Source organism: Tateyamaria omphalii, assembly GCF_001969365.1.
Classification (GTDB): domain Bacteria; phylum Pseudomonadota; class Alphaproteobacteria; order Rhodobacterales; family Rhodobacteraceae; genus Tateyamaria; species Tateyamaria omphalii_A.
This window is the reverse complement of sequence record NZ_CP019312.1, coordinates 1,768,034-1,786,408: the sequence shown is the minus strand read 5'-3', so window position 1 is coordinate 1,786,408 and position 18,375 is coordinate 1,768,034. Positions and strand designations below refer to the sequence as shown.

The 18,375-nt window shown below is 62.6% G+C and carries 18 protein-coding genes; 14 read left to right on the top strand and 4 right to left on the bottom strand.

Annotated elements, in window-relative coordinates:
• Nucleotides 1-57: 57 nt before the first annotated feature.
• Genes BWR18_RS08910 through glmU form a run of 3 tightly spaced genes read right to left on the bottom strand, consistent with a single transcriptional unit; the run spans nt 58 to nt 3,905 of the window.
• Nucleotides 58-732, bottom strand: a complete 675-nt coding sequence (locus BWR18_RS08910; protein WP_076627644.1) for a DNA alkylation repair protein — start codon at nt 730-732, stop codon at nt 58-60.
• Nucleotides 729-2,549, bottom strand: coding sequence for a glutamine--fructose-6-phosphate transaminase (isomerizing) (gene glmS / locus BWR18_RS08905; protein WP_076627643.1), 1,821 nt, complete (start codon nt 2,547-2,549; stop codon nt 729-731). The genes BWR18_RS08910 and glmS overlap by 4 nt, the downstream gene beginning before the upstream one ends.
• Entirely contained in the window at nt 2,550-3,905 is a 1,356-nt protein-coding gene (gene glmU, locus BWR18_RS08900; RefSeq protein WP_076627642.1) for a bifunctional UDP-N-acetylglucosamine diphosphorylase/glucosamine-1-phosphate N-acetyltransferase GlmU, read from the bottom strand.
• 126 nt (nt 3,906-4,031) lie between these two features.
• Here glmU and BWR18_RS08895 point away from each other — a divergent pair, with 126 nt between their 5' ends.
• The 6 genes from BWR18_RS08895 (at nt 4,032) to BWR18_RS08870 (ending at nt 9,830) form a co-directional block, all read left to right on the top strand.
• Complete coding sequence (locus tag BWR18_RS08895) at nt 4,032-4,697, top strand: HAD-IA family hydrolase (RefSeq protein WP_076627641.1); 666 nt, start codon at nt 4,032-4,034, stop codon at nt 4,695-4,697.
• Between the two features lie 78 nt (nt 4,698-4,775).
• Nucleotides 4,776-5,975 (top strand): DegT/DnrJ/EryC1/StrS family aminotransferase, encoded by a 1,200-nt coding sequence (locus BWR18_RS08890; RefSeq protein ID WP_076627640.1) that lies wholly within the window; start codon nt 4,776-4,778, stop codon nt 5,973-5,975.
• A 131-nt stretch (nt 5,976-6,106) separates the two neighbouring features.
• The gene (locus BWR18_RS08885; RefSeq protein WP_076627639.1) at nt 6,107-6,829 is read left to right on the top strand and encodes an EF-hand domain-containing protein; all 723 of its coding nucleotides are present in this window, start codon (nt 6,107-6,109) and stop codon (nt 6,827-6,829) included.
• Between the two features lie 99 nt (nt 6,830-6,928).
• Nucleotides 6,929-8,092: an isovaleryl-CoA dehydrogenase gene (locus BWR18_RS08880; RefSeq protein ID WP_076627638.1), complete on the top strand. Its 1,164-nt coding sequence runs from the start codon at nt 6,929-6,931 to the stop codon at nt 8,090-8,092.
• Nucleotides 8,092-8,367, top strand: a complete 276-nt coding sequence (locus BWR18_RS08875; protein ID WP_076627637.1) for a hypothetical protein — start codon at nt 8,092-8,094, stop codon at nt 8,365-8,367. Before BWR18_RS08880 ends, BWR18_RS08875 begins: the two co-directional genes overlap by 1 nt.
• The gene (locus BWR18_RS08870; protein ID WP_076627636.1) at nt 8,364-9,830 is read left to right on the top strand and encodes an AMP-binding protein; all 1,467 of its coding nucleotides are present in this window, start codon (nt 8,364-8,366) and stop codon (nt 9,828-9,830) included. Before BWR18_RS08875 ends, BWR18_RS08870 begins: the two co-directional genes overlap by 4 nt.
• Before the next feature lie 14 nt (nt 9,831-9,844).
• Here the strand turns inward: BWR18_RS08870 and BWR18_RS08865 are convergent, their stop codons facing one another.
• Complete coding sequence (locus BWR18_RS08865) at nt 9,845-10,450, bottom strand: OmpW/AlkL family protein (protein WP_076627635.1); 606 nt, start codon at nt 10,448-10,450, stop codon at nt 9,845-9,847.
• Between the two features lie 137 nt (nt 10,451-10,587).
• Between BWR18_RS08865 and BWR18_RS08860 the strand changes: the two genes are divergently transcribed.
• From BWR18_RS08860 to BWR18_RS08825, 8 genes are all read left to right on the top strand, one after another.
• On the top strand, nt 10,588-12,192 hold the full coding sequence (locus BWR18_RS08860) for a carboxyl transferase domain-containing protein (RefSeq protein ID WP_076627634.1): 1,605 nt from the start codon (nt 10,588-10,590) through the stop codon (nt 12,190-12,192).
• 96 nt (nt 12,193-12,288) lie between these two features.
• A complete protein-coding gene (locus tag BWR18_RS08855) occupies nt 12,289-14,229 on the top strand; it encodes an acetyl/propionyl/methylcrotonyl-CoA carboxylase subunit alpha (RefSeq protein ID WP_076630213.1) in 1,941 nt (646 codons plus the stop codon).
• Nucleotides 14,226-14,858 (top strand): glutathione S-transferase family protein, encoded by a 633-nt coding sequence (locus BWR18_RS08850; RefSeq protein ID WP_076627633.1) that lies wholly within the window; start codon nt 14,226-14,228, stop codon nt 14,856-14,858. Before BWR18_RS08855 ends, BWR18_RS08850 begins: the two co-directional genes overlap by 4 nt.
• Complete coding sequence (locus BWR18_RS08845) at nt 14,855-15,520, top strand: glutathione S-transferase family protein (protein ID WP_076627632.1); 666 nt, start codon at nt 14,855-14,857, stop codon at nt 15,518-15,520. The genes BWR18_RS08850 and BWR18_RS08845 overlap by 4 nt, the downstream gene beginning before the upstream one ends.
• A complete protein-coding gene (locus tag BWR18_RS08840; RefSeq protein WP_076627631.1) occupies nt 15,521-16,381 on the top strand; it encodes a hydroxymethylglutaryl-CoA lyase in 861 nt (286 codons plus the stop codon).
• Between the two features lie 5 nt (nt 16,382-16,386).
• Entirely contained in the window at nt 16,387-17,172 is a 786-nt protein-coding gene (locus tag BWR18_RS08835; RefSeq protein WP_076627630.1) for a crotonase/enoyl-CoA hydratase family protein, read from the top strand.
• A gap of 295 nt (nt 17,173-17,467) precedes the next feature.
• A complete protein-coding gene (locus BWR18_RS08830) occupies nt 17,468-17,833 on the top strand; it encodes an NADH-quinone oxidoreductase subunit A (RefSeq protein ID WP_076630212.1) in 366 nt (121 codons plus the stop codon).
• On the top strand, nt 17,824-18,369 hold the full coding sequence (locus BWR18_RS08825) for a NuoB/complex I 20 kDa subunit family protein (RefSeq protein ID WP_076627629.1): 546 nt from the start codon (nt 17,824-17,826) through the stop codon (nt 18,367-18,369). The genes BWR18_RS08830 and BWR18_RS08825 overlap by 10 nt, the downstream gene beginning before the upstream one ends.
• Nucleotides 18,370-18,375: the final 6 nt, after the last annotated feature.

Sequence of the window (18,375 nt, the reverse complement as noted above, 5' to 3'; positions counted from 1 at the left end):
ATCACTTGGCAAAGCTGTCCGCATCGGAAAGCCGATCGAGTTCGCATCAAACCTCGGCTACAGGTACTTCCGCGCCTCTTTCAGAGCGAACGGTTTCATCGCGTCGCCATGCTTGGCCAGGAATGCCGTCGCGCGCTGCTCGTCGTGCTTTGAAAGTTCGCGCAACCACCATGAGATGGCTTTCTGAATGAACCAGGTGTGATCCGGTACATACGTTGCCGCCCAACCCAGAACGCGACCCCTGACTTCGATATCCTGAGGCTTGGGATTGTTCCGCTTGGTCCATGGCAGGGTGATGACCAACGCCGCGCGGCGCGTCCACATGTGATCGGATACCGTCCACCCCTCGACATGATCCAGCCGGCTGGGGTCCGCGACCAGACGTTTTTGACCGGCCATGCAAGCATGATCGGCAATGGCCCAGCTGTCGAAATCGGGCACCCAGGACGCGATCAGATCCCATGCTTCCGCATCCGGCCGTATCCGTGCCTGCGTCAGCAGCTTGGCAGCGGCAACGCGCGCCTCGTAAATGTCCGTGCACCAAAGCCCATCTGCCAGAGTGACGCGCGCAGGCACATCCAGGCTCTGGCGCCACGATTTGGTCAGATCGTTCAGCACCGGGTTCGGCACGCCCAAATGCAGCCGGTCCGACTTGTGATATGCCCTGGCCCCCTTGGCGCGCTCCGCATCGGCATGGGCTTCGATCTCGGCCAGAGCGGCTTCGGGCGTCATTCCACTGTCACGGATTTGGCCAGGTTGCGCGGCTGGTCCACATCCGTGCCCTTGGCTACAGCCGTGTGATAAGCCAAAAGCTGCGCGGGCAGGGCATAGAGGATGGGGGCCACGATGTCCGGGCAATCCGGCATCGCAATCTTTTCCCAGACCCCATCGCCAGCTTCCGCGATCCCTGCGGCGTTCGACACCAGCACCACCTTGCCCTTGCGCGCCATGACCTCCTGCATGTTCGACACCGTCTTGTCGAAAAGCCCGTCCTTGGGTGCCATAACAACGACCGGAACATGCTTGTCGATCAGCGCGATAGGGCCGTGTTTCAGCTCGCCTGATGCATAAGCTTCGGCGTGTATATAGCTGATTTCCTTGAGTTTCAGAGCGCCTTCCAGGGCCAGCGGGTACATGACGCCGCGGCCCAGGAACAGGATGTCACGTGCCTCAGCCAGTTTGCGGGCTGTCGCCTGCATCACGGCACTGCGGTCAATGCCGTGCGTCATCAACGCGGGCAGACCGCGCAAGGCCGACACGTGATCCGCAAATACATCAGCGTCAATCGCGCCCCGGTCACGGGCAGCCCGCAGTGCCAGCATGAGCAGCACGGTCAATTGGCAGGTGAACGCCTTGGTCGAGGCGACGCCGACCTCGACCCCGGCATGGATCGGAAGGGCCAGATCGCTTTCCCGCGCGATCGAGCTTTCGGGCACGTTGATGACTGATACGATCTTGTCCGCCTTCCCCTCGCAGTAGCGCAGCGCAGCAAGCGTATCCGCCGTTTCGCCCGATTGGCTGACGAACAGAGCCAATGTGCGCCCCGGAATGGGCGGTTCGCGGTAGCGGAATTCGGATGCCACATCGACCTCGACCGGCAGGCGGGCCACCTGCTCGAACCAGTATTTGGCGGTTAGGCACGCGTAGTACGCGGTGCCGCAGGCCACCATGGTCAAACGGTCGATGGCGGTAAAGTCGATGCCGGGGTCGGGCAGAGTGATCTCGCCGTCAGTGCCAAGGTAGTTGACCAGCGTCGTGTTCAACACGCCCGGCTGTTCCGCGATTTCCTTGGCCATGAAATGCTTGTGCCCGGCCTTGTCGACGCGGGCCGCATCAATCTGGATTTGCCGCACGGCGCGGTTGGCAAGGCTGCCGTTGGCGTCGCGGATCTCGACCCCTTGGCGTGTGACGACGGCGCGGTCACCCTCTTCCAGATAGGTGATGCGGTCGGTCAGGGGCGCAAGGGCGATGGCGTCGGAGCCGACGAACATTTCGCCGTCGCCGTGTCCGATGGCGAGGGGTGAGCCCTTGCGCGCAGCGACAATCAGGTCGTCCTGCCCGTCAAAGAGAAAGGCGAGGGCAAAAGCCCCTTCGAGCCTGTCGATGGTCTTGTACGCCGCCTCGACCGGAGCCATCCCTTGCTGCATGTGGTGATGGGTCAGCAGGGCGACGGTTTCGGTGTCCGTCTCTGTCTCAAACCCGATGCCAGCCTCCGCCAGCTCGCCTCGCAATTCGCGGAAGTTCTCGACAATGCCGTTGTGGACGACGGCAACCGGACCAGCGCGGTGCGGGTGTGCGTTCCCCTCTGACGGACCACCATGCGTCGCCCAGCGGGTGTGGCCAATCCCGGCCTTTCCGGCCAGCGGTTCATGCACCAGCTTGTCGCTCAGGTTGACCAGCTTGCCCACCGCGCGGCGGCGGTCGAGCGCACCGCCATTGACCGTTGCGATGCCCGCACTGTCATAGCCGCGATACTCCAGGCGCTTGAGCGCTTCGACCAGGATGGGCGCGACCTCGTGGTTGCCCAGAACGCCTACAATTCCGCACATCTAGCTGCCTCTGCTCTGACGGGCCTTTTTGGCCTTCAATAGTTCAAAGAGTTTGCGGGCCATGCCCGGTTTTTCGACCTGCGGCGCACGGGCGATCGCCAATGCCCCGTCATCTACGTCAGAGGTTATGACCGACCCTGAGCCGGTCATCGCCTCATCTCCCACCGACACAGGCGCGACCAGCATCGTGTTCGACCCAATAAAGGCGCGTGCGCCAATCTCGGTTCGGTGCTTCATCACGCCGTCGTAGTTGCAGGTGATGGTGCCCGCGCCGATGTTGCTGGCTGCGCCCACCGACGCGTCGCCAATATAGGAAAGGTGATTGACCTTGGCGCCTTCGGCCAGCGTGGCATTCTTGATTTCGACGAAATTACCCACGCGCACGTCCTCGGCCAATTCGGCGCCGGGGCGCAGGCGGGCATATGGGCCGACTATGGCGCCGCGCGACACATGGCACCCTTCCAGATGCGAAAACGCGCGGATCGTGGCTCCGCTTTCGACAGTCACGGCGGGACCGAACACCACATTGGGTTCAATCAGTGCATCGCGACCGATCACAGTGTCAAAGGATAGATAGACCGTGTCGGGCGCCATCATGGTAACACCACTGTCCAGCAACTCCGCCCGCGCTCGCGCCTGAAAAATCGCGTCTGCCCCGGCAAGGTCGGTGCGGCTGTCTATGCCTAGCGTCTCGGCCTCGTCACATTTGATGGCGGTGACCTTCAGGCCCTTGGCGTTCGCCAGTTCGGGCACGGCGGTCAGGTAGTATTCGCCTGAGGCATTGTTGTTCGTGACCTCTGACAGCAGGGCAAACAGTGTCTTGGCTTCGCAGGCAATCAAACCGCTGTTGGTGAAGCGGATCCCACGTTCATCCTCGGTCGCGTCCTTGTATTCGACGATCTTGACCAGTCGGTCGCCGTCCATGACCAGGCGGCCATAGCGCGGCTGCACCGCGGCGATGTCAAAGCCGAGCACCACGACGTCATGCGTGCGCCGCGCCTGGACCATACGCGTAAGTGTCTCGGGCTGCAGAAAGGGCGTATCGCCGAACAACACCACAACGTCGCCCTCAAAGCCATCTAGCGCCGCGCGCACCTGATCGACGGCATGGCCGGTGCCAAGCTGCTCTTCCTGTATCACCACCTCGACAGCGGGGTCATGGGCGAGGGCGGCTGCCTGCACTTGATCCGCGCCATGACCCGCGACCACAATCGTTCGGGCCGGGTCAAGTGCCGCGCCGGTCTGCATAGCGTGGTGCAGCATGGGCGCACCGGCAATGGGGTGAAGAACCTTGGGAAGGTCCGATTTCATCCGTGTGCCCTTGCCCGCGGCCAGGATGATGAGTGCAACGCTCATGGGTTTCTCTTTGTCTTTTTGTTTGGCCCTGTTTATCCGCTGGGGGCAAAGGCGCAAGCGGCCCGGTCATCAAACATGGTTTCGGCTTGCAACAGGAACAGGCGGGCATCCGCCAGAAAGGCGGGTATGGCAGCTGTTATTTTTGACCTCGACGGGACCTTGGCGGACACGAGCGGCGATCTCCTTGCCGCGGCCAACTACTGTTTTCGCGACATGGGGTTGGGTGATGTCCTGGGACCTGAGGATGCAGGCGTTGCTCTGCGCGGCGGGCGGATGATGCTGCGCACGGGACTGACCCGAATGGACCGGATGGATGACGCCATGGTGGATCGGTACTATCCTGTTCTGCTGGACGCTTACGCCGCCGATATCTCCAGTCGCACAACGCTCTATCCCGGTGTCATGGCCAGCATCGCGGTTCTGCAAGATCACGGCTATGCCATCGGCATCTGCACCAACAAACCCGAAGGATTGGCCGAGCAACTGATGCAGGACCTCGGCGTGCGCGATGCGTTCGGCAGCTTGGTGGGGGCCGATACGCTCCCCGTTCGCAAACCAGACCCCGAACCGTTGTTCGAGGCGACGCGCCGCCTTGGTGTCGATCCGCACGCATGCGTTCTGGTCGGCGACAGCGACACCGACCGCAACACGGCGCGTGCCGCAGGTGTGCCGTCGATCTTAGTCACATTCGGCCCGTCGGCGGAGGATATGGCGGCGCTCGAACCGGAAGCCCTATTGGATAACTTCGCGGCGCTCCCTGCGGTCGTCGCAGCGCTCCGCCCGCTGGGATAATCGTCAGTTGGTGTTTCAGTTTCCGAAATCGGGCGCCGGCATCTTGACGGGTCTCGCGCCGCATTTCACAAACAGCCCATGACAGAGCGTTTCAACGGAAGTTTCACCCAGCAAGAGCCCATCCCCGAAGCGGGGATCGAGGCCGCCATTGCAGTCATGCGGCACGGGCGCCTGCACCGCTACAACACTGCTGCTGGTGAACACTCCGAAACCGCGCTGCTCGAGCAGGAGTTTGCGGCTTCGGTCGGATCACAATACTGCCTGGCAGTCGCCTCGGGTGGCTATGCGATGGCGACTGCCTTGCGCGCCGTCGGAGTTACGCCGGGCGACACGGTGCTGTCGAACGCCTTCACCCTTGCACCGGTGCCCGGAGCCATCGCATCGCTTGGTGCGATCCCCGTTTTCGTTGGCGTCACCGAAAGCCTGACCATCGACCTTGATGATCTTGAAGCCAAGCTGGGCGAGGCACGTGTTCTGCTCCTCAGCCACATGCGCGGGCATATTTGCGACATGGACCGGCTCATGGCCATGTGCGACGCGGCTGGCGTGACCGTGATCGAGGATTGCGCCCATACCATGGGTGCTGCCTGGAACGGCACGCCTTCAGGGCGGCACGGGGCCATCGGGTGCTATTCGTGCCAGACCTACAAACACGTCAACGCGGGCGAGGGCGGTTTTCTCGTCACAGACGACCCGCATCTCGCGGCCAAGGCGGTCATGCTGTCGGGCAGCTATATGCTCTATGAACGCCACCTCGCCGCTCCGCCGAAAGAGGCGTTTGACGACATCAAGTACCACATACCCAACATATCGGGCCGCATGGACAACCTGCGCGCGGCGATCCTGCGCCCGCAAGTGGCCGATCTGGCAACGCAATGCCGGCGCTGGAATGACCGCTACTATGCGCTCGAAGAGGGTCTGCGCGATACGCCCGGCCTCACCGTGATTGAACGACCAGACGAGGAAACAATCGTCGGCTCGTCCTTCCAGTTCCTGCTGCTTGACTGGGCCGCCTCGGCTGTGCGTGACGTGGTGGCCAAATGCGCTGCCCGTGGGGTCGAATTGAAGTGGTTCGGGGCTGCTGAACCCGTCGCCTTCACCAGCCGCTATGACAGCTGGCGCTATGCGCCGTCGAAACCCATGGCGGCCAGCGACCGCGTGCTGGCGGGAATCGTCGACCTGCGCGTGCCGCTCACCTTCAGTCTGGACGATTGCGCGTTGATTGCGCGCATCATCCGGGATGAGGTCTCGCGCGCCCACAATCGCGGCATGGCCTGAACCGACGCATTTCCGCCTAAAACACATGTCCGGACACGAAATCGCGTGCGTCCCGGCATGGTGATGGTAGCATCTGGTATACCACATGTGACCTGTTGCAGGCAGCACGTTATCCCATCAAGCAATCGACCATGCGCCAAGAAAAGAAATCCGAAACGCTCGAAGTTCGGGTGAGCCTAAGTGAGAAATCCGCCTTTGCCGCCCGCGCGGCGGCGCGCGGAGAATCCATGAGTGCTGCCTTGCGCCGATTGATTGCCGAAGATGCCGTGCCTCGACTTGTAACCAAGGAGGCCCCCATGTGGAGCAAAACAATGTTTGCCGGTGCGCCGGTCGCCGTAACCGTGTTCGTTCTCGTATCCGTGTCGCTCGCAGGTGCCGAGGCCAGGACCGACTTCAAAGGCAATTTCCGCGCGCTTGATGCGAACCGTGACGGTATCGTTAACTACGACGAGCTTGTGACGGACATGACCCACCGTATCGCGAAAGCCGATGTGCCGCCTGCCTGCGAAGGCACACAATGGCAAGAGCGCTGGGACGCGACGCCAGAGATGCTGGCGGATGGGCATATGGAATTCTATGATTCCGATCTGGACGGTGTCGTCACGCTCAAGGAATACGTCGCGTCCTATGAACGCCAGCGCGCCAGCGATTTTGTAGAGGCTGATGCCGACGGCAACGGCTTTGTGACCGAGGCAGAGCTTGCCGCCGCCTACCGCGTGGACGAGGCAAAGATCAGCGCAGAATGCCGTGCCGCTATCGGCATGCAGAGTTCTGCCAAGGTGCCCGAAATCATCGAGTTCGTGGATGCCGATGGCGATGGTCGCGTCAGCATGCGCGAGTTCATGGACCACTAAACTCCGCTGACGGGTCCGGGCCGGGACTCGACATGTTAACCCTTCCCCGCTATTTATGAACAACCGTTCAATTTACGGGTGAATATCGGGGGAGGGCCCATGTTCCACGCATCCATGGCATTCGATCTGGGCGAAGACATCGGCGCGCTGCGCGAAATGGTGCATCGCTGGGCGCAGGACCGTGTCAAACCGATGGCCGCCAAGATCGACAGTGATAACAACTTTCCGTCGGAGCTTTGGCCCGAGATGGGCGAATTGGGCCTTCTGGGCATCACCGTAAACGAAGAGGACGGTGGGGCCGGCATGGGTTATCTCGCCCACACCGTCACCATCGAAGAGATTGCGCGCGCCAGCGCCTCGGTCTCGCTCAGCTACGGCGCGCACTCCAACCTCTGCGTCAACCAGATCAAGCTGAACGCCACGCCCGAGCAAAAGGCGCACTATCTGCCCGGTCTCGTCAGCGGCCAGCATGTTGGCGCGCTGGCCATGTCCGAGGCGGGCGCCGGTTCCGACGTGGTGTCGATGAAGTTGAAGGCCGAAAAGCGGAATGATCGCTTTATACTCAACGGTACGAAATACTGGATCACCAATGGCCCCGACGCCGACACGCTGGTGGTTTATGCCAAGACGGATCCTCAGGCTGGCCCCCGGGGCATGACCGCATTTCTGATTGAAAAAGAGATGAAGGGTTTTTCCACTTCGCCCCATTTTGACAAGCTCGGCATGCGTGGTTCAAATACGGGCGAGTTGATCTTTGAAGATGTGGAAGTCCCGTTCGAGAATATTCTGGGTGAAGAAGGGCGCGGTGTTGCCGTTCTCATGTCTGGTCTCGACTACGAACGCGTGGTGCTGGCGGGGATTGGCCTTGGCATAATGGCCGCCTGTCTGGACGAGGTCATGCCCTATGTCAGCGAGCGCAAGCAGTTTGGCCAGCCTATCGGGAACTTTCAGCTGATGCAGGGAAAGATCGCGGATATGTATGCCGCGATGAACTCTGCCCGCGCTTATGTCTACGAAGTGGCCAAGGCCTGCGACCGGGGCGAGGTCACGCGCCAGGACGCGGCGGCCTGCTGCCTTTACGCTTCCGAAGAGGCCATGAAACAGGCGCATCAGGCCGTGCAGGCCATGGGCGGCGCCGGGTTCCTGAACGACGCGCCCGTCGCCCGCATCTTCCGCGACGCCAAGCTGATGGAGATCGGCGCGGGCACGTCGGAGATCCGGCGCATGCTGGTGGGCCGTGAACTGGTCTCGGCGATGATGTGATGCCGCGGCAGGTCATTATCACCACGGCTGTACTTATTGTTCTGGCGGCCCTTGGCGGGTTCTGGCTGGGGCAGCGGCAGGTGACCCTGGATGCCAGTGGTGTGATCGAATCTGTTGCCGACGCGCATGTGGCCCAACATGGCGGCGATCGTAGCCAATGTGTCGGTTGGCCAGGCGAGGACGGCGCCGTCTTCTACGTGCGCTGTGCCGGGATCCTCTATGCGGTCGACCGGTGGGGCAGCCTGTCTGTTGTCGATCTGGAGGGCGGCATATGAACATGGCATTTCAGTGCCTAGATCACCGGCGCGAGCAGGTCGCGATCATCGACTTTGGCGCAGGTCACCGCCAGGACGTGAGGTTCGGCCAGTTGTCCGAGATGGTCGATGGGTTGGCCCGCGCCTTGCAATTACATGTGAATGCCGGCGACCGGGTCGGTGTCCTTCTGTCACAAACGCCATGGTGTGCTGCGGCACATCTCGCGATCTGGAAAGCAGGCGCGATTTCAGTGCCCTTGTTCAAGTTGTTCAGGCAAGATGCCCTGCGCACCCGCATCGAGGACGCAGGCGCAGCACTCGTGCTGACAGACGCCGAGGGCGCGTCCCTGGTGGGGGAGCTTGCAACCTGCTGGATGGCAGATACAGCCGGTATTCCCGGTGATCCGGTTCCGTTTGCGCCAGCGACGGCTGAAACGCCTGCCGTCCTGATCTACACATCGGGCACCACAGGCGCGCCCAAGGGCGCACTGCATGGACATGGCGTGCTGGACGGGCATCTGCCGGGGGTGCGTCTCAGCCATGACGATCTGGGCCAACCCGGTGACTGCATTTGGACACCCGCTGATTGGGCCTGGATCGGGGGGCTCTTCGATGTGCTGATGCCCGGCCTTGTCATGGGCGTACCAGTGGTTGCGTCCCGTATGCGTCGATTCGAGGTTGATGAGTGCATCAATATCATCGCACATGCTGCTGTGAAAAATGTGTTTTTCCCGCCAACTGCGCTGCGGATGCTCAAGGCTGAAGGGGCCCGTATCACCGGCCTGCGCTCGGTCGCCAGCGGCGGCGAACCGCTGGGCGCGGAAATGCTGTCGTGGGGGCACGATGCGCTCGGCGTCACGATCAACGAGTTCTACGGGCAGACCGAATGCAACATGGTGGTGACGTCCTGTACCGCCCGCTACGACACCAAACCGGGGTGTATGGGCCGCGCCGTGCCGGGCTTTGACGTCGCGGTGATTGATGCGGACGGCAACATAACGGACGAAGAGGGCGATATTGCGGTAAAGCGCGGCGCACCGTCAATGATGCTGGAATACTGGCAACGGCCCGTTGCTACCGCGGCGAAATTCCGGGGTGACTGGATGCTGATCGGAGATCGCGGCCAACAAGACGGAGAGGACATCCGTTTTGTCGGACGGGACGATGATGTGATCACGTCCGCCGGATACCGCATCGGCCCGTCAGAGATCGAAGATTGCCTGCTGACCCACCCGGATGTTGCCACTGTCGGGGTGGTGGGCAAACCCGATCCCCTAAGGACAGAGATTGTAAAGGCATACGTCGTGCCAAAACAAGGGCGCAGCCCATCCGGCATAGCCTTGCAGGATCACGTCAAAGAACGGCTTGCAAGCTATTCGTATCCAAGGGAAATTGAATTTGTGGATGCCTTGCCCATGACGGTCACGGGCAAGGTCATTCGCAAGGAACTCAGGGCGCGCGCCGCACGCGAGGCGCAGGCATGACGCGCCCCTCCCGGTCAGAACTTCCGCACATAAGCGAAGTTGAGCACGATGGGATCAATCTCCGCCGTGCCGATCTGAGCCCCATCCAGGGTCACGTCGCTGTCGATGTCGATCCAGCGGATGTTGGCCCGGAACGCGTCCTTGTCGCTGAACGCGTAGTCCACGCCGGCCTGCACCGCAACACCCCAGCTGTTGTCCAGCTCCAGATTCCCAAGCGGAGATTCCTCGTCAAAGAAGGTGGTGTAGTTCACACCGATACCCAGATAGGGCTTCCATGCAGTGTCCGTGGGAAAGTGGTAGTTGACCGACAGGGTGGGCGGCAGGTGATTGATCGAGCCTGCGAAACCGATACCTGCCAGGTCGATATCATGCTCGAACGGGGTCGCCGCGAGCAACTCAATGCCCACATTGTCCCAGATGAAATATTCGCCTGTGATGGTCAGGGCATAACCATCGTCGATGTCGGCCTCTGCCCCAGCGAGGGTGCCATTGCCGGACGTCGGGAAAACGCCGCCAAGCCCAACGCCAAGGGTAAAGTCGCCCTGGTTCTGCGCAAAGGCGCCGGTGCTCAGGGCGGCAAGGGTCAGGGCGGCGGTGGTGATGCGGAGTGTGTGTTTCATGTTCTTGTCCAATCACGTCATTATGTAAGGCCAAGTGTTTCAGATCTTTGGATGATCCGCGTTGACACAGGTCAAGCGCCGGGCATGAAACGTCACGTTGAAGCGTCCAGATCAAGACTGTCAGCAGGAGACGCACAATGCGCCTGACTTCCGCCGCCCTGCCGGGGTCCGAACAGTTCCGCGCCAACCGGGAAGCTCATCTTGCAGCACTCCAGGACATACGCGCCGCCGCCGAACATGCGGCTGCGGGCGGCGGACAGAAATCGCGCGACCGCCATGTCAGCCGGGGCAAAATGCTGCCGCGTGACCGGGTCGCAAATCTGCTCGATCCCGGCTCGCCCTTCCTTGAGGTCGGCGCGACGGCAGCCCACGGGCTGTACAAAGGGGCCGCGCCCTGCGCGGGTGTGATCGCGGGCATCGGCCGGGTCATGGGGCATGAGGTGATGGTCGTCTGCAACGACGCCACGGTGAAGGGCGGCACCTACTACCCGATGACCGTCAAAAAGCACCTGCGCGCGCAGGAGATCGCCGAGCAGAACCATCTGCCCTGCATCTATCTGGTCGACAGCGGCGGCGCGAACCTGCCCAACCAGGATGAGGTTTTCCCCGACCGCGACCATTTCGGGCGCATCTTTTTCAATCAGGCGCAGATGAGCGCCAAGGGCATTCCGCAGATCGCCGTGGTGATGGGGTCCTGCACCGCCGGGGGCGCCTATGTGCCCGCAATGTCCGACGTGACGATCATCGTGAAGGAACAGGGGACCATCTTTCTGGCGGGGCCGCCGCTGGTCAAGGCGGCCACGGGCGAGGTGGTCAGCGCAGAAGATCTGGGTGGGGGTGACGTCCATACGCGCCTGTCTGGCGTCGCCGATTATCTGGCCGAGGATGACTCCCACGCCCTCGCACTTGCCCGCCGCGCCATCGGCAATCTGAACCTGCGCAAGCCTGACACGATCGTCCTGCAAAGCAGCGAAGACCCCGCCTACGACCCCGAAGAAATCCTGGGCGTCGTGCCCGCCGACCTGCGCACGCCCTATGACATCAATGAGGTCATCGCCCGCATCGTCGATGGCTCGCGCTTTGATCCGTTCAAGGCGCGGTTCGGCGAGACGCTCGTCTGCGGTTTCGCTCATATCAAGGGCTTGCCGGTAGGCATCATCGCCAACAACGGCGTGCTGTTTTCGGAGGCGGCGCAGAAGGGTGCGCATTTCGTTGAACTCTGCTCCCAGCGAAAAATCCCGCTGGTGTTCCTGCAAAACATCACCGGGTTCATGGTGGGCCAAAAATACGAGAACGAAGGCATCGCAAGGCACGGGGCCAAGATGGTGACGGCGGTGGCCACCACATCCGTGCCCAAGATCACGATGCTGGTCGGTGGCTCGTTTGGCGCGGGCAATTACGGCATGGCAGGCCGCGCTTATTCCCCCCGGTTTCTGTGGTCCTGGCCCAATTCCCGCATCTCCGTCATGGGCGGCGCGCAGGCCGCAGGGGTGCTCGCCACGGTCAAGCGCGATGGGATCGAGCGGGCGGGTGGCAAATGGTCGGCAGAAGAAGAAGCCGCTTTCAAACAGCCCACCATCGACATGTTCGAGGAACAGGCGCACCCGCTCTATGCCAGTGCCCGGCTGTGGGACGATGGCGTGATCGACCCGCGCAAGGCGCGTGACGTGCTGTATTTGAGCCTGAGTGCCGCCCTGAACGCGCCCATCGAGGAGACACGCTTTGGCGTGTTCCGGATGTGATGTTGCGTTGCCACGTGTTGCGACTAACGGAGCAAGGGGCCAACTCCTCGCGCTCCCCGAAGTATTTTTGGCCAGAAGAAGCACAGAAGGGCCATGATGTTTGACACAATCCTGATTGCCAACCGGGGCGAGATTGCCTGCCGGATCATGGAAACCGCTCAAGCGATGGGCGTGCGGTGTGTGGCGGTCTATTCCGACGCGGATGCCTGCGCCAAACATGTGCAAATGGCGGACATGGCCCTGCATATCGGCGGTCCGGCCCCTGCCGAAAGCTACCTGCGCGGCGACGTCATCATTCAGGCGGCGCTGGACACCGGTGCGGACGCGATCCACCCGGGCTATGGCTTTTTGTCGGAAAACCCCAACTTCGTGGATGCGGTCGAGGCGGCGGGCGTCACCTTCATTGGCCCCTCGGCATCCGCGATCCGCGCCATGGGCCTCAAGGACGCGGCGAAGGCGTTGATGGTCAAGGCGGGCGTGCCTGTGGTTCCAGGCTATCACGGGACGGATCAGGACGATGATCTGCTTGCCGCTGAGGCGGACAAGATCGGCTATCCCGTTCTGATCAAGGCCGTCGCTGGGGGCGGGGGCAAGGGCATGCGCCTTGTCGAAGGCCCCGGCGATTTTGCCAATGCGCTGGCCAGCGCGCGCAGTGAGGCGCAGACCGCCTTTGGCAACCCGGATGTGCTGGTTGAGAAATTTGTCACCCACCCGCGCCATATCGAGGTGCAGGTGTTTGGGGATGGCACACATGCCGTGCATCTGTTTGAGCGCGATTGTTCCCTGCAACGCCGCCACCAAAAGGTGATCGAAGAGGCCCCCGCACCGGGCATGACCACTGACATGCGCAATGCTATGGGCGACGCTGCCGTGCGTGCGGCTGAGGCCATCGGCTACAAGGGCGCAGGCACGGTCGAGTTCATCGTGGACGGCTCCGGCCCGCTGCGCCCCGACGGCTTCTTTTTCATGGAGATGAACACGCGTCTGCAGGTCGAACACCCTGTGACCGAGGCCATCACCGGCGTCGATCTGGTCGAATGGCAGCTGCGCGTCGCATCTGGTGAGCCACTGCCCAAAATGCAGAATGAACTGACCATCACCGGACACGCGTTTGAGGCGCGGCTGTACGCCGAGGATGTGCCCGCTGGCTTCCTGCCGGCCACAGGCACTCTCACGCACCTGCAATTCCCCGATGACGCAAGGGCCGACAGCGGTGTGCGCGCAGGCGACGAGATCAGCCCGTATTATGACCCGATGATTGCCAAGGTCATCGTGCACGGGCCAACGCGCGCCGTTGCTCTCAAGCGGCTCGCGCGGGCGCTTGAAAGCACGCAAGTGGGCGGAACTGTCACCAACCTCGCCTTTCTGGGCGCTTTGGCCACACATGATGGATTCGCTGCAGGTGAGGTCGATACGGGCCTCATTGCGCGCGACATCGATACGCTGGTGGCGCCTCCGATCGTCGAACGACGTCACGCGGTTGCTGCGGCCATGGCGGTCTCGGGCCTCGATTCCGCCGGGCCTGACACCGGGTTCTCGCTCTGGCAGCCATTGCGCCGCACCATCCCGTTAAAGCACAATGACGACGCGCTGACCTGCAGCGTCGAAGTGCTGAACGCCGACAGGCTGCAGTGGGATATCGACGGCACACCTAGTACGGCGCTGCGCAAACAAAACCGCTGGATCATTGACGGATATCCCATGCCGGACGTCCATGTGGCAGGCGACACTGCAACCGTCTTTGACGCATACGTTATCCCCTTCCAGATCGTCGATCCGCTCGATGTAGCTGCGAGCGCTGCGGGCGATGGCAACGTGGTCGAAGCGCCCATGCCGGGTCTTGTCAAAGCGGTCTTTGCGATGCCGGGCGCGGCCGTGGCTAAGGGGGACAGGCTCGCCATCCTCGAAGCGATGAAGATGGAACACGTCCTCTTGGCCGCACGCGACGGCACCGTGGCCGAAGTGCTCGCCGCCGAAGGGGATCAGGTCGTCGCAGGCGCAGCGCTCGTTCGGCTGGACGAAGAGACACCTACATGAGTGCGACACGCCTCACCGGCTACCGCTACAGCGTCTATAGCCGGGCGGCGCGGATGGGACTGCATCTGGCGGGCATCGACCACGCGTACCAAGAGGCCAATCCGTTTGAGGCGGATGTAGCATCGCAGATACGGCACCCCATGGGCCGGGTGCCTCTGCTGCAAGTCGGAGCAGAGACCTTGTATGAAACCGCCGCCATCCTGACCTGGTGCGACGCCATGCGCGATTGGCAGGCACCGCCGATGGTGCAGGCTCGGGCGGTGCAAGTGGGCGGCATCGTCGATGCCTACGGCTATTGGCCGCTTGTGCGGCAGGTCTATTCCCATGGATGGTTCCGCCCCGCCATCGGCGCGCCATCGGATCCGGACCAATTGGCAGCAGGGCTGAAAGCATCGGAACAGGTGCTCGACATGCTCGAGGACCTCGCGCAATCGGGCGCGGTCCTGACAGGCAGCACGCTGACCCGCGCCGATTGCCACCTCGCCCCCATGATCGACGCGTTCCAACATGTGCCCGAAGGCGCGCAGGCGCTTGCCAAGAGACGCGCTTTGTCGCGATGGTTCGACGCGATCCAAACCACCCCCGCCTTTGCCGAGACAGCAGTGGGCACATTCCCGGAGCCCCGATGATCACACTCCACCATTGCCCGCAAACCCGATCCATGCGCACGCTCTGGCTGCTGCACGAGCTGGATGTGCCGTTCCAAGTGCAAATCCACCCGTTCGACAAATCCCTGCGTACGCCGGAGTTCCTGAGCCTCAGCCCAGCAGGCCGCGTGCCCGCGCTCGAGATCGACGGGGAGCGGATGTTCGAAACGGGTGCGATCACCGAATATCTCTGCGACCGGTTCAGCCCCGACCGTCTGGGCCGCAGCCCCGGCAGCCCGGACCGGATGGCGTGGCTTGTCTGGGTGCATTTCGCCGAAACCGTCAGCCAACACGCAGCAGCCCTGACGCAGCAACACATCGCGCTCTACGATGACGCGATGCGCAGCCCAACGGTGATGAAGCTGGAAGCGGCGCGCCTTGGCAAATGCTATGACGCGATTGAGGCGCGGCTGTCCACGCCGGTCGAAAACCGGGATTACCTGCTGACATCGGGCTTTTCCGCCGCGGACATCTCCGTCGGGCAGGCGGTTTACATGGCGCGGCACTTTCGCGGGTTCGAAGATCATCCCGAAACCGCGCGTTGGTTCGCGCGCATCAGCGAAAGGCCCGCGTTTCAGGCCAGTTTGCCCGATCCTGCCATGCGGCTCTATGATCAGGACTTCTATCCGGCATGGGAGGCGTAGATGGATACGGTTGAGATCTACGAGGTGGGCCCGCGTGACGGCCTCCAGAACGAGGCGCGCGAGAGCCCAGTCGCCGAAAAGGTGGCGCTGGTCGACACGCTCAGCACCGCAGGCTTTCGTCGGATCGAATGCGCAAGTTTCGTCAGCCCCAAATGGGTGCCACAGATGGCGGGAAGTGCCGAGGTTCTGGCCGGTATCACGCGCGCACCGAGCATCCGCTATGCGGCCTTGACCCCGAACATGCGCGGTTTCGAGGATGCGCGCGCCGCAGGCGCAGATGAGGTCGCCGTCTTCGGCTCTGCCAGCGAAGGATTCTCACGTGCCAATGTCAACGCCAGCATTGATGAGGCACTGGAACGGTTCGCGCCGGTGGTCGAGGCGGCCCGCGCCATTGACCTGCCGGTGCGCGGCTACGTGTCCTGCGTGGTTGAGTGCCCTTATGACGGTGCCGTGTCGCCGGACGCCGTCGCGCGCGTCGCGGATCGCCTCTTTGCAATGGGCTGCTACGAGATCAGCCTGGGCGACACGATCGGGCAGGGCACGCCGGATGCCGTGGCCCGCATGCTGCTTGCGGTGCGCGAGGTGGTGCCTGTCGGACGGCTCGCGGGCCATTTCCACGATACAAACGGGCGGGCGCTGGACAATATCGACGCAGCGCTGGCGCTGGGCCTGCGCGTGTTTGATGCGGCGGTCGGTGGCCTTGGCGGCTGTCCCTATGCGCCCGGTGCGGCGGGCAACGTTGCGACCGAAGCAGTGGCCGCGCATCTCGCAAGGTTGGGTTACAACACTGGCCTCGATCTCGATGTGATTTCAAAAGCGGCGGATATGGCACGTGCCATGCGCGGCGCAGACAAGGATTAACGCGCGTGACCGATACCATCTCTATCACCACTGACGCGCGCGGTGTGGCCACGCTGATGCTGGACCGGGCGGACAAGCACAACGCCATGAACGCGCAGATGATTGCGGAGTTGCACAACGCGGCGCTGGCGCTGGGTGCCGATGATGCCGTGCGGGTCGTCGTGCTGGCGGCGGCGGGCAAGACGTTCTGTGCGGGCGGCGATCTGGGCTGGATGCGCGACCAGATGCAGGCGGATGCCGAGACGCGGGCGTCCGAGGCGGGCAAGCTTGCGCACATGCTGCACGCGCTGAACACGATGCCCAAGCCGCTCATCGGTGCGCTGCATGGCAACGCGTTTGGCGGCGGGGTCGGGATGGCGTCCGTCTGCGATGTCGCCATCGGCGCCGATCACATCAAGATGGGCCTGACGGAAACCCGTCTGGGGATCATCCCGGCAACCATTGGACCCTACGTCGTGGCCCGCATGGGCGAGGGGCGGGCGCGCCGCGTCTTCATGTCCTCGCGCCTGTTTGATGCCGCCGAAGCGGTTGATCTGGGTCTTCTTGCGCGCCCCGTCCGGGCGGATGATCTGCCAGCAGCGGTCGAAGCGGAGGTCGCACCATACCTAAACTGCGCCCCCGGCGCCGTTGCCGCAGCCAAGGCGCTTGCGCGCAGTTTTGGCACGCGCATCGACGAGGACACGATTGCAACCTCCATCGCCGCTTTGAAAGCGCGCTGGGAAACCGAAGAGGCGGCGGAGGGCATCGACGCCTTCTTTGCTAAGCGCAAGGCGGCGTGGGTGCAGGGGTAGGGGCGTTACACCTGGACAGCGGGCTTCGGCCCGCCACCGTTTCAATGCAAAACCGCATCCTACATCCACGAAAACGGCAATCTCCAAAGCGCCTCGTGCGCAATCCGCCCGAACACGGTCCCCTTGCGTCATGCGCCAAACCGTCCCACGCTGCGGCGAAATCACCCGGAGATTTCCACCACTTCCGTCCCCGCCCTTTATTGACCCTGCCGGGCGGCAGGCGTACATCAAGTATCAGTCAACTTCGCCACTTGACCTGGCGCGGCACATATCGCGCCAAGAAAAGGAGCCCAACGTGGAAGAGATGTTGCGGGAGTACCTCCCCATTCTCGTGTTTCTGGCCGTCGCCATTGGCCTCGGTCTTGTCCTGATCCTTGCCGCTGTCGTTTTGGCCGTCCGCAACCCCGACCCCGAAAAGGTGTCAGCCTACGAATGCGGGTTCAACGCTTTCGATGACGCGCGGATGAAGTTCGATGTGCGGTTCTACCTCGTGTCGATCCTGTTCATCATCTTCGACCTCGAGATTGCATTCCTCTTCCCCTGGGCCGTGGCCTTCCAGGACATCAGCATGGTCGGCTTCTGGTCGATGATGGTCTTCCTGGGCGTCCTGACCATCGGCTTTGCCTATGAGTGGAAAAAGGGAGCATTGGAATGGCAGTAACAGACGCAGGATCCTTCGGCCCCGCCTATGCGGGCGGCGACAAGGATCACGGAACGCAGGCCCTCAATGCAGAATTGCAGGACAAGGGCTTCCTGCTCACCTCTACCGATGACATCATCAACTGGGCGCGCACCGGCTCGCTGCACTGGATGACGTTCGGCCTTGCCTGCTGCGCGGTCGAGATGATGCACACGTCCATGCCCCGCTACGACCTTGAACGCTTCGGCACGGCCCCGCGCGCGTCCCCGCGCCAGTCCGACCTGATGATCGTGGCGGGTACGCTCACGAACAAGATGGCCCCCGCGCTCCGCAAGGTCTACGACCAGATGCCCGAACCGCGCTATGTCATCTCCATGGGCTCCTGCGCCAATGGCGGCGGCTACTACCACTACAGCTATTCCGTGGTGCGCGGCTGCGACCGCATCGTGCCGGTCGACGTCTACGTCCCCGGTTGCCCGCCCACGGCCGAAGCACTGCTCTACGGCATCCTACAGCTGCAACGCAAAATCCGCCGCACCGGCACCATCGTCCGCTAAGGGGTA

Bases quoted from the DNA above. Each gene is read 5' to 3' on its own strand.
- BWR18_RS08910 (WP_076627644.1), bottom strand. From the start codon at position 732: ATGACGCCCGAAGCCGCTCTGGCCGAGATCGAAGCCCATGCCGATGCG.
- glmS (WP_076627643.1), bottom strand. From the start codon at position 2,549: ATGTGCGGAATTGTAGGCGTTCTGGGCAACCACGAGGTCGCGCCCATC.
- glmU (WP_076627642.1), bottom strand. From the start codon at position 3,905: ATGAGCGTTGCACTCATCATCCTGGCCGCGGGCAAGGGCACACGGATG.
- BWR18_RS08895 (WP_076627641.1), top strand. From the start codon at position 4,032: ATGGCAGCTGTTATTTTTGACCTCGACGGGACCTTGGCGGACACGAGC.
- BWR18_RS08890 (WP_076627640.1), top strand. From the start codon at position 4,776: ATGACAGAGCGTTTCAACGGAAGTTTCACCCAGCAAGAGCCCATCCCC.
- BWR18_RS08885 (WP_076627639.1), top strand. From the start codon at position 6,107: ATGCGCCAAGAAAAGAAATCCGAAACGCTCGAAGTTCGGGTGAGCCTA.
- BWR18_RS08880 (WP_076627638.1), top strand. From the start codon at position 6,929: ATGTTCCACGCATCCATGGCATTCGATCTGGGCGAAGACATCGGCGCG.
- BWR18_RS08875 (WP_076627637.1), top strand. From the start codon at position 8,092: ATGCCGCGGCAGGTCATTATCACCACGGCTGTACTTATTGTTCTGGCG.
- BWR18_RS08870 (WP_076627636.1), top strand. From the start codon at position 8,364: ATGAACATGGCATTTCAGTGCCTAGATCACCGGCGCGAGCAGGTCGCG.
- BWR18_RS08865 (WP_076627635.1), bottom strand. From the start codon at position 10,450: ATGAAACACACACTCCGCATCACCACCGCCGCCCTGACCCTTGCCGCC.
- BWR18_RS08860 (WP_076627634.1), top strand. From the start codon at position 10,588: ATGCGCCTGACTTCCGCCGCCCTGCCGGGGTCCGAACAGTTCCGCGCC.
- BWR18_RS08855 (WP_076630213.1), top strand. From the start codon at position 12,289: ATGTTTGACACAATCCTGATTGCCAACCGGGGCGAGATTGCCTGCCGG.
- BWR18_RS08850 (WP_076627633.1), top strand. From the start codon at position 14,226: ATGAGTGCGACACGCCTCACCGGCTACCGCTACAGCGTCTATAGCCGG.
- BWR18_RS08845 (WP_076627632.1), top strand. From the start codon at position 14,855: ATGATCACACTCCACCATTGCCCGCAAACCCGATCCATGCGCACGCTC.
- BWR18_RS08840 (WP_076627631.1), top strand. From the start codon at position 15,521: ATGGATACGGTTGAGATCTACGAGGTGGGCCCGCGTGACGGCCTCCAG.
- BWR18_RS08825 (WP_076627629.1), top strand. From the start codon at position 17,824: ATGGCAGTAACAGACGCAGGATCCTTCGGCCCCGCCTATGCGGGCGGC.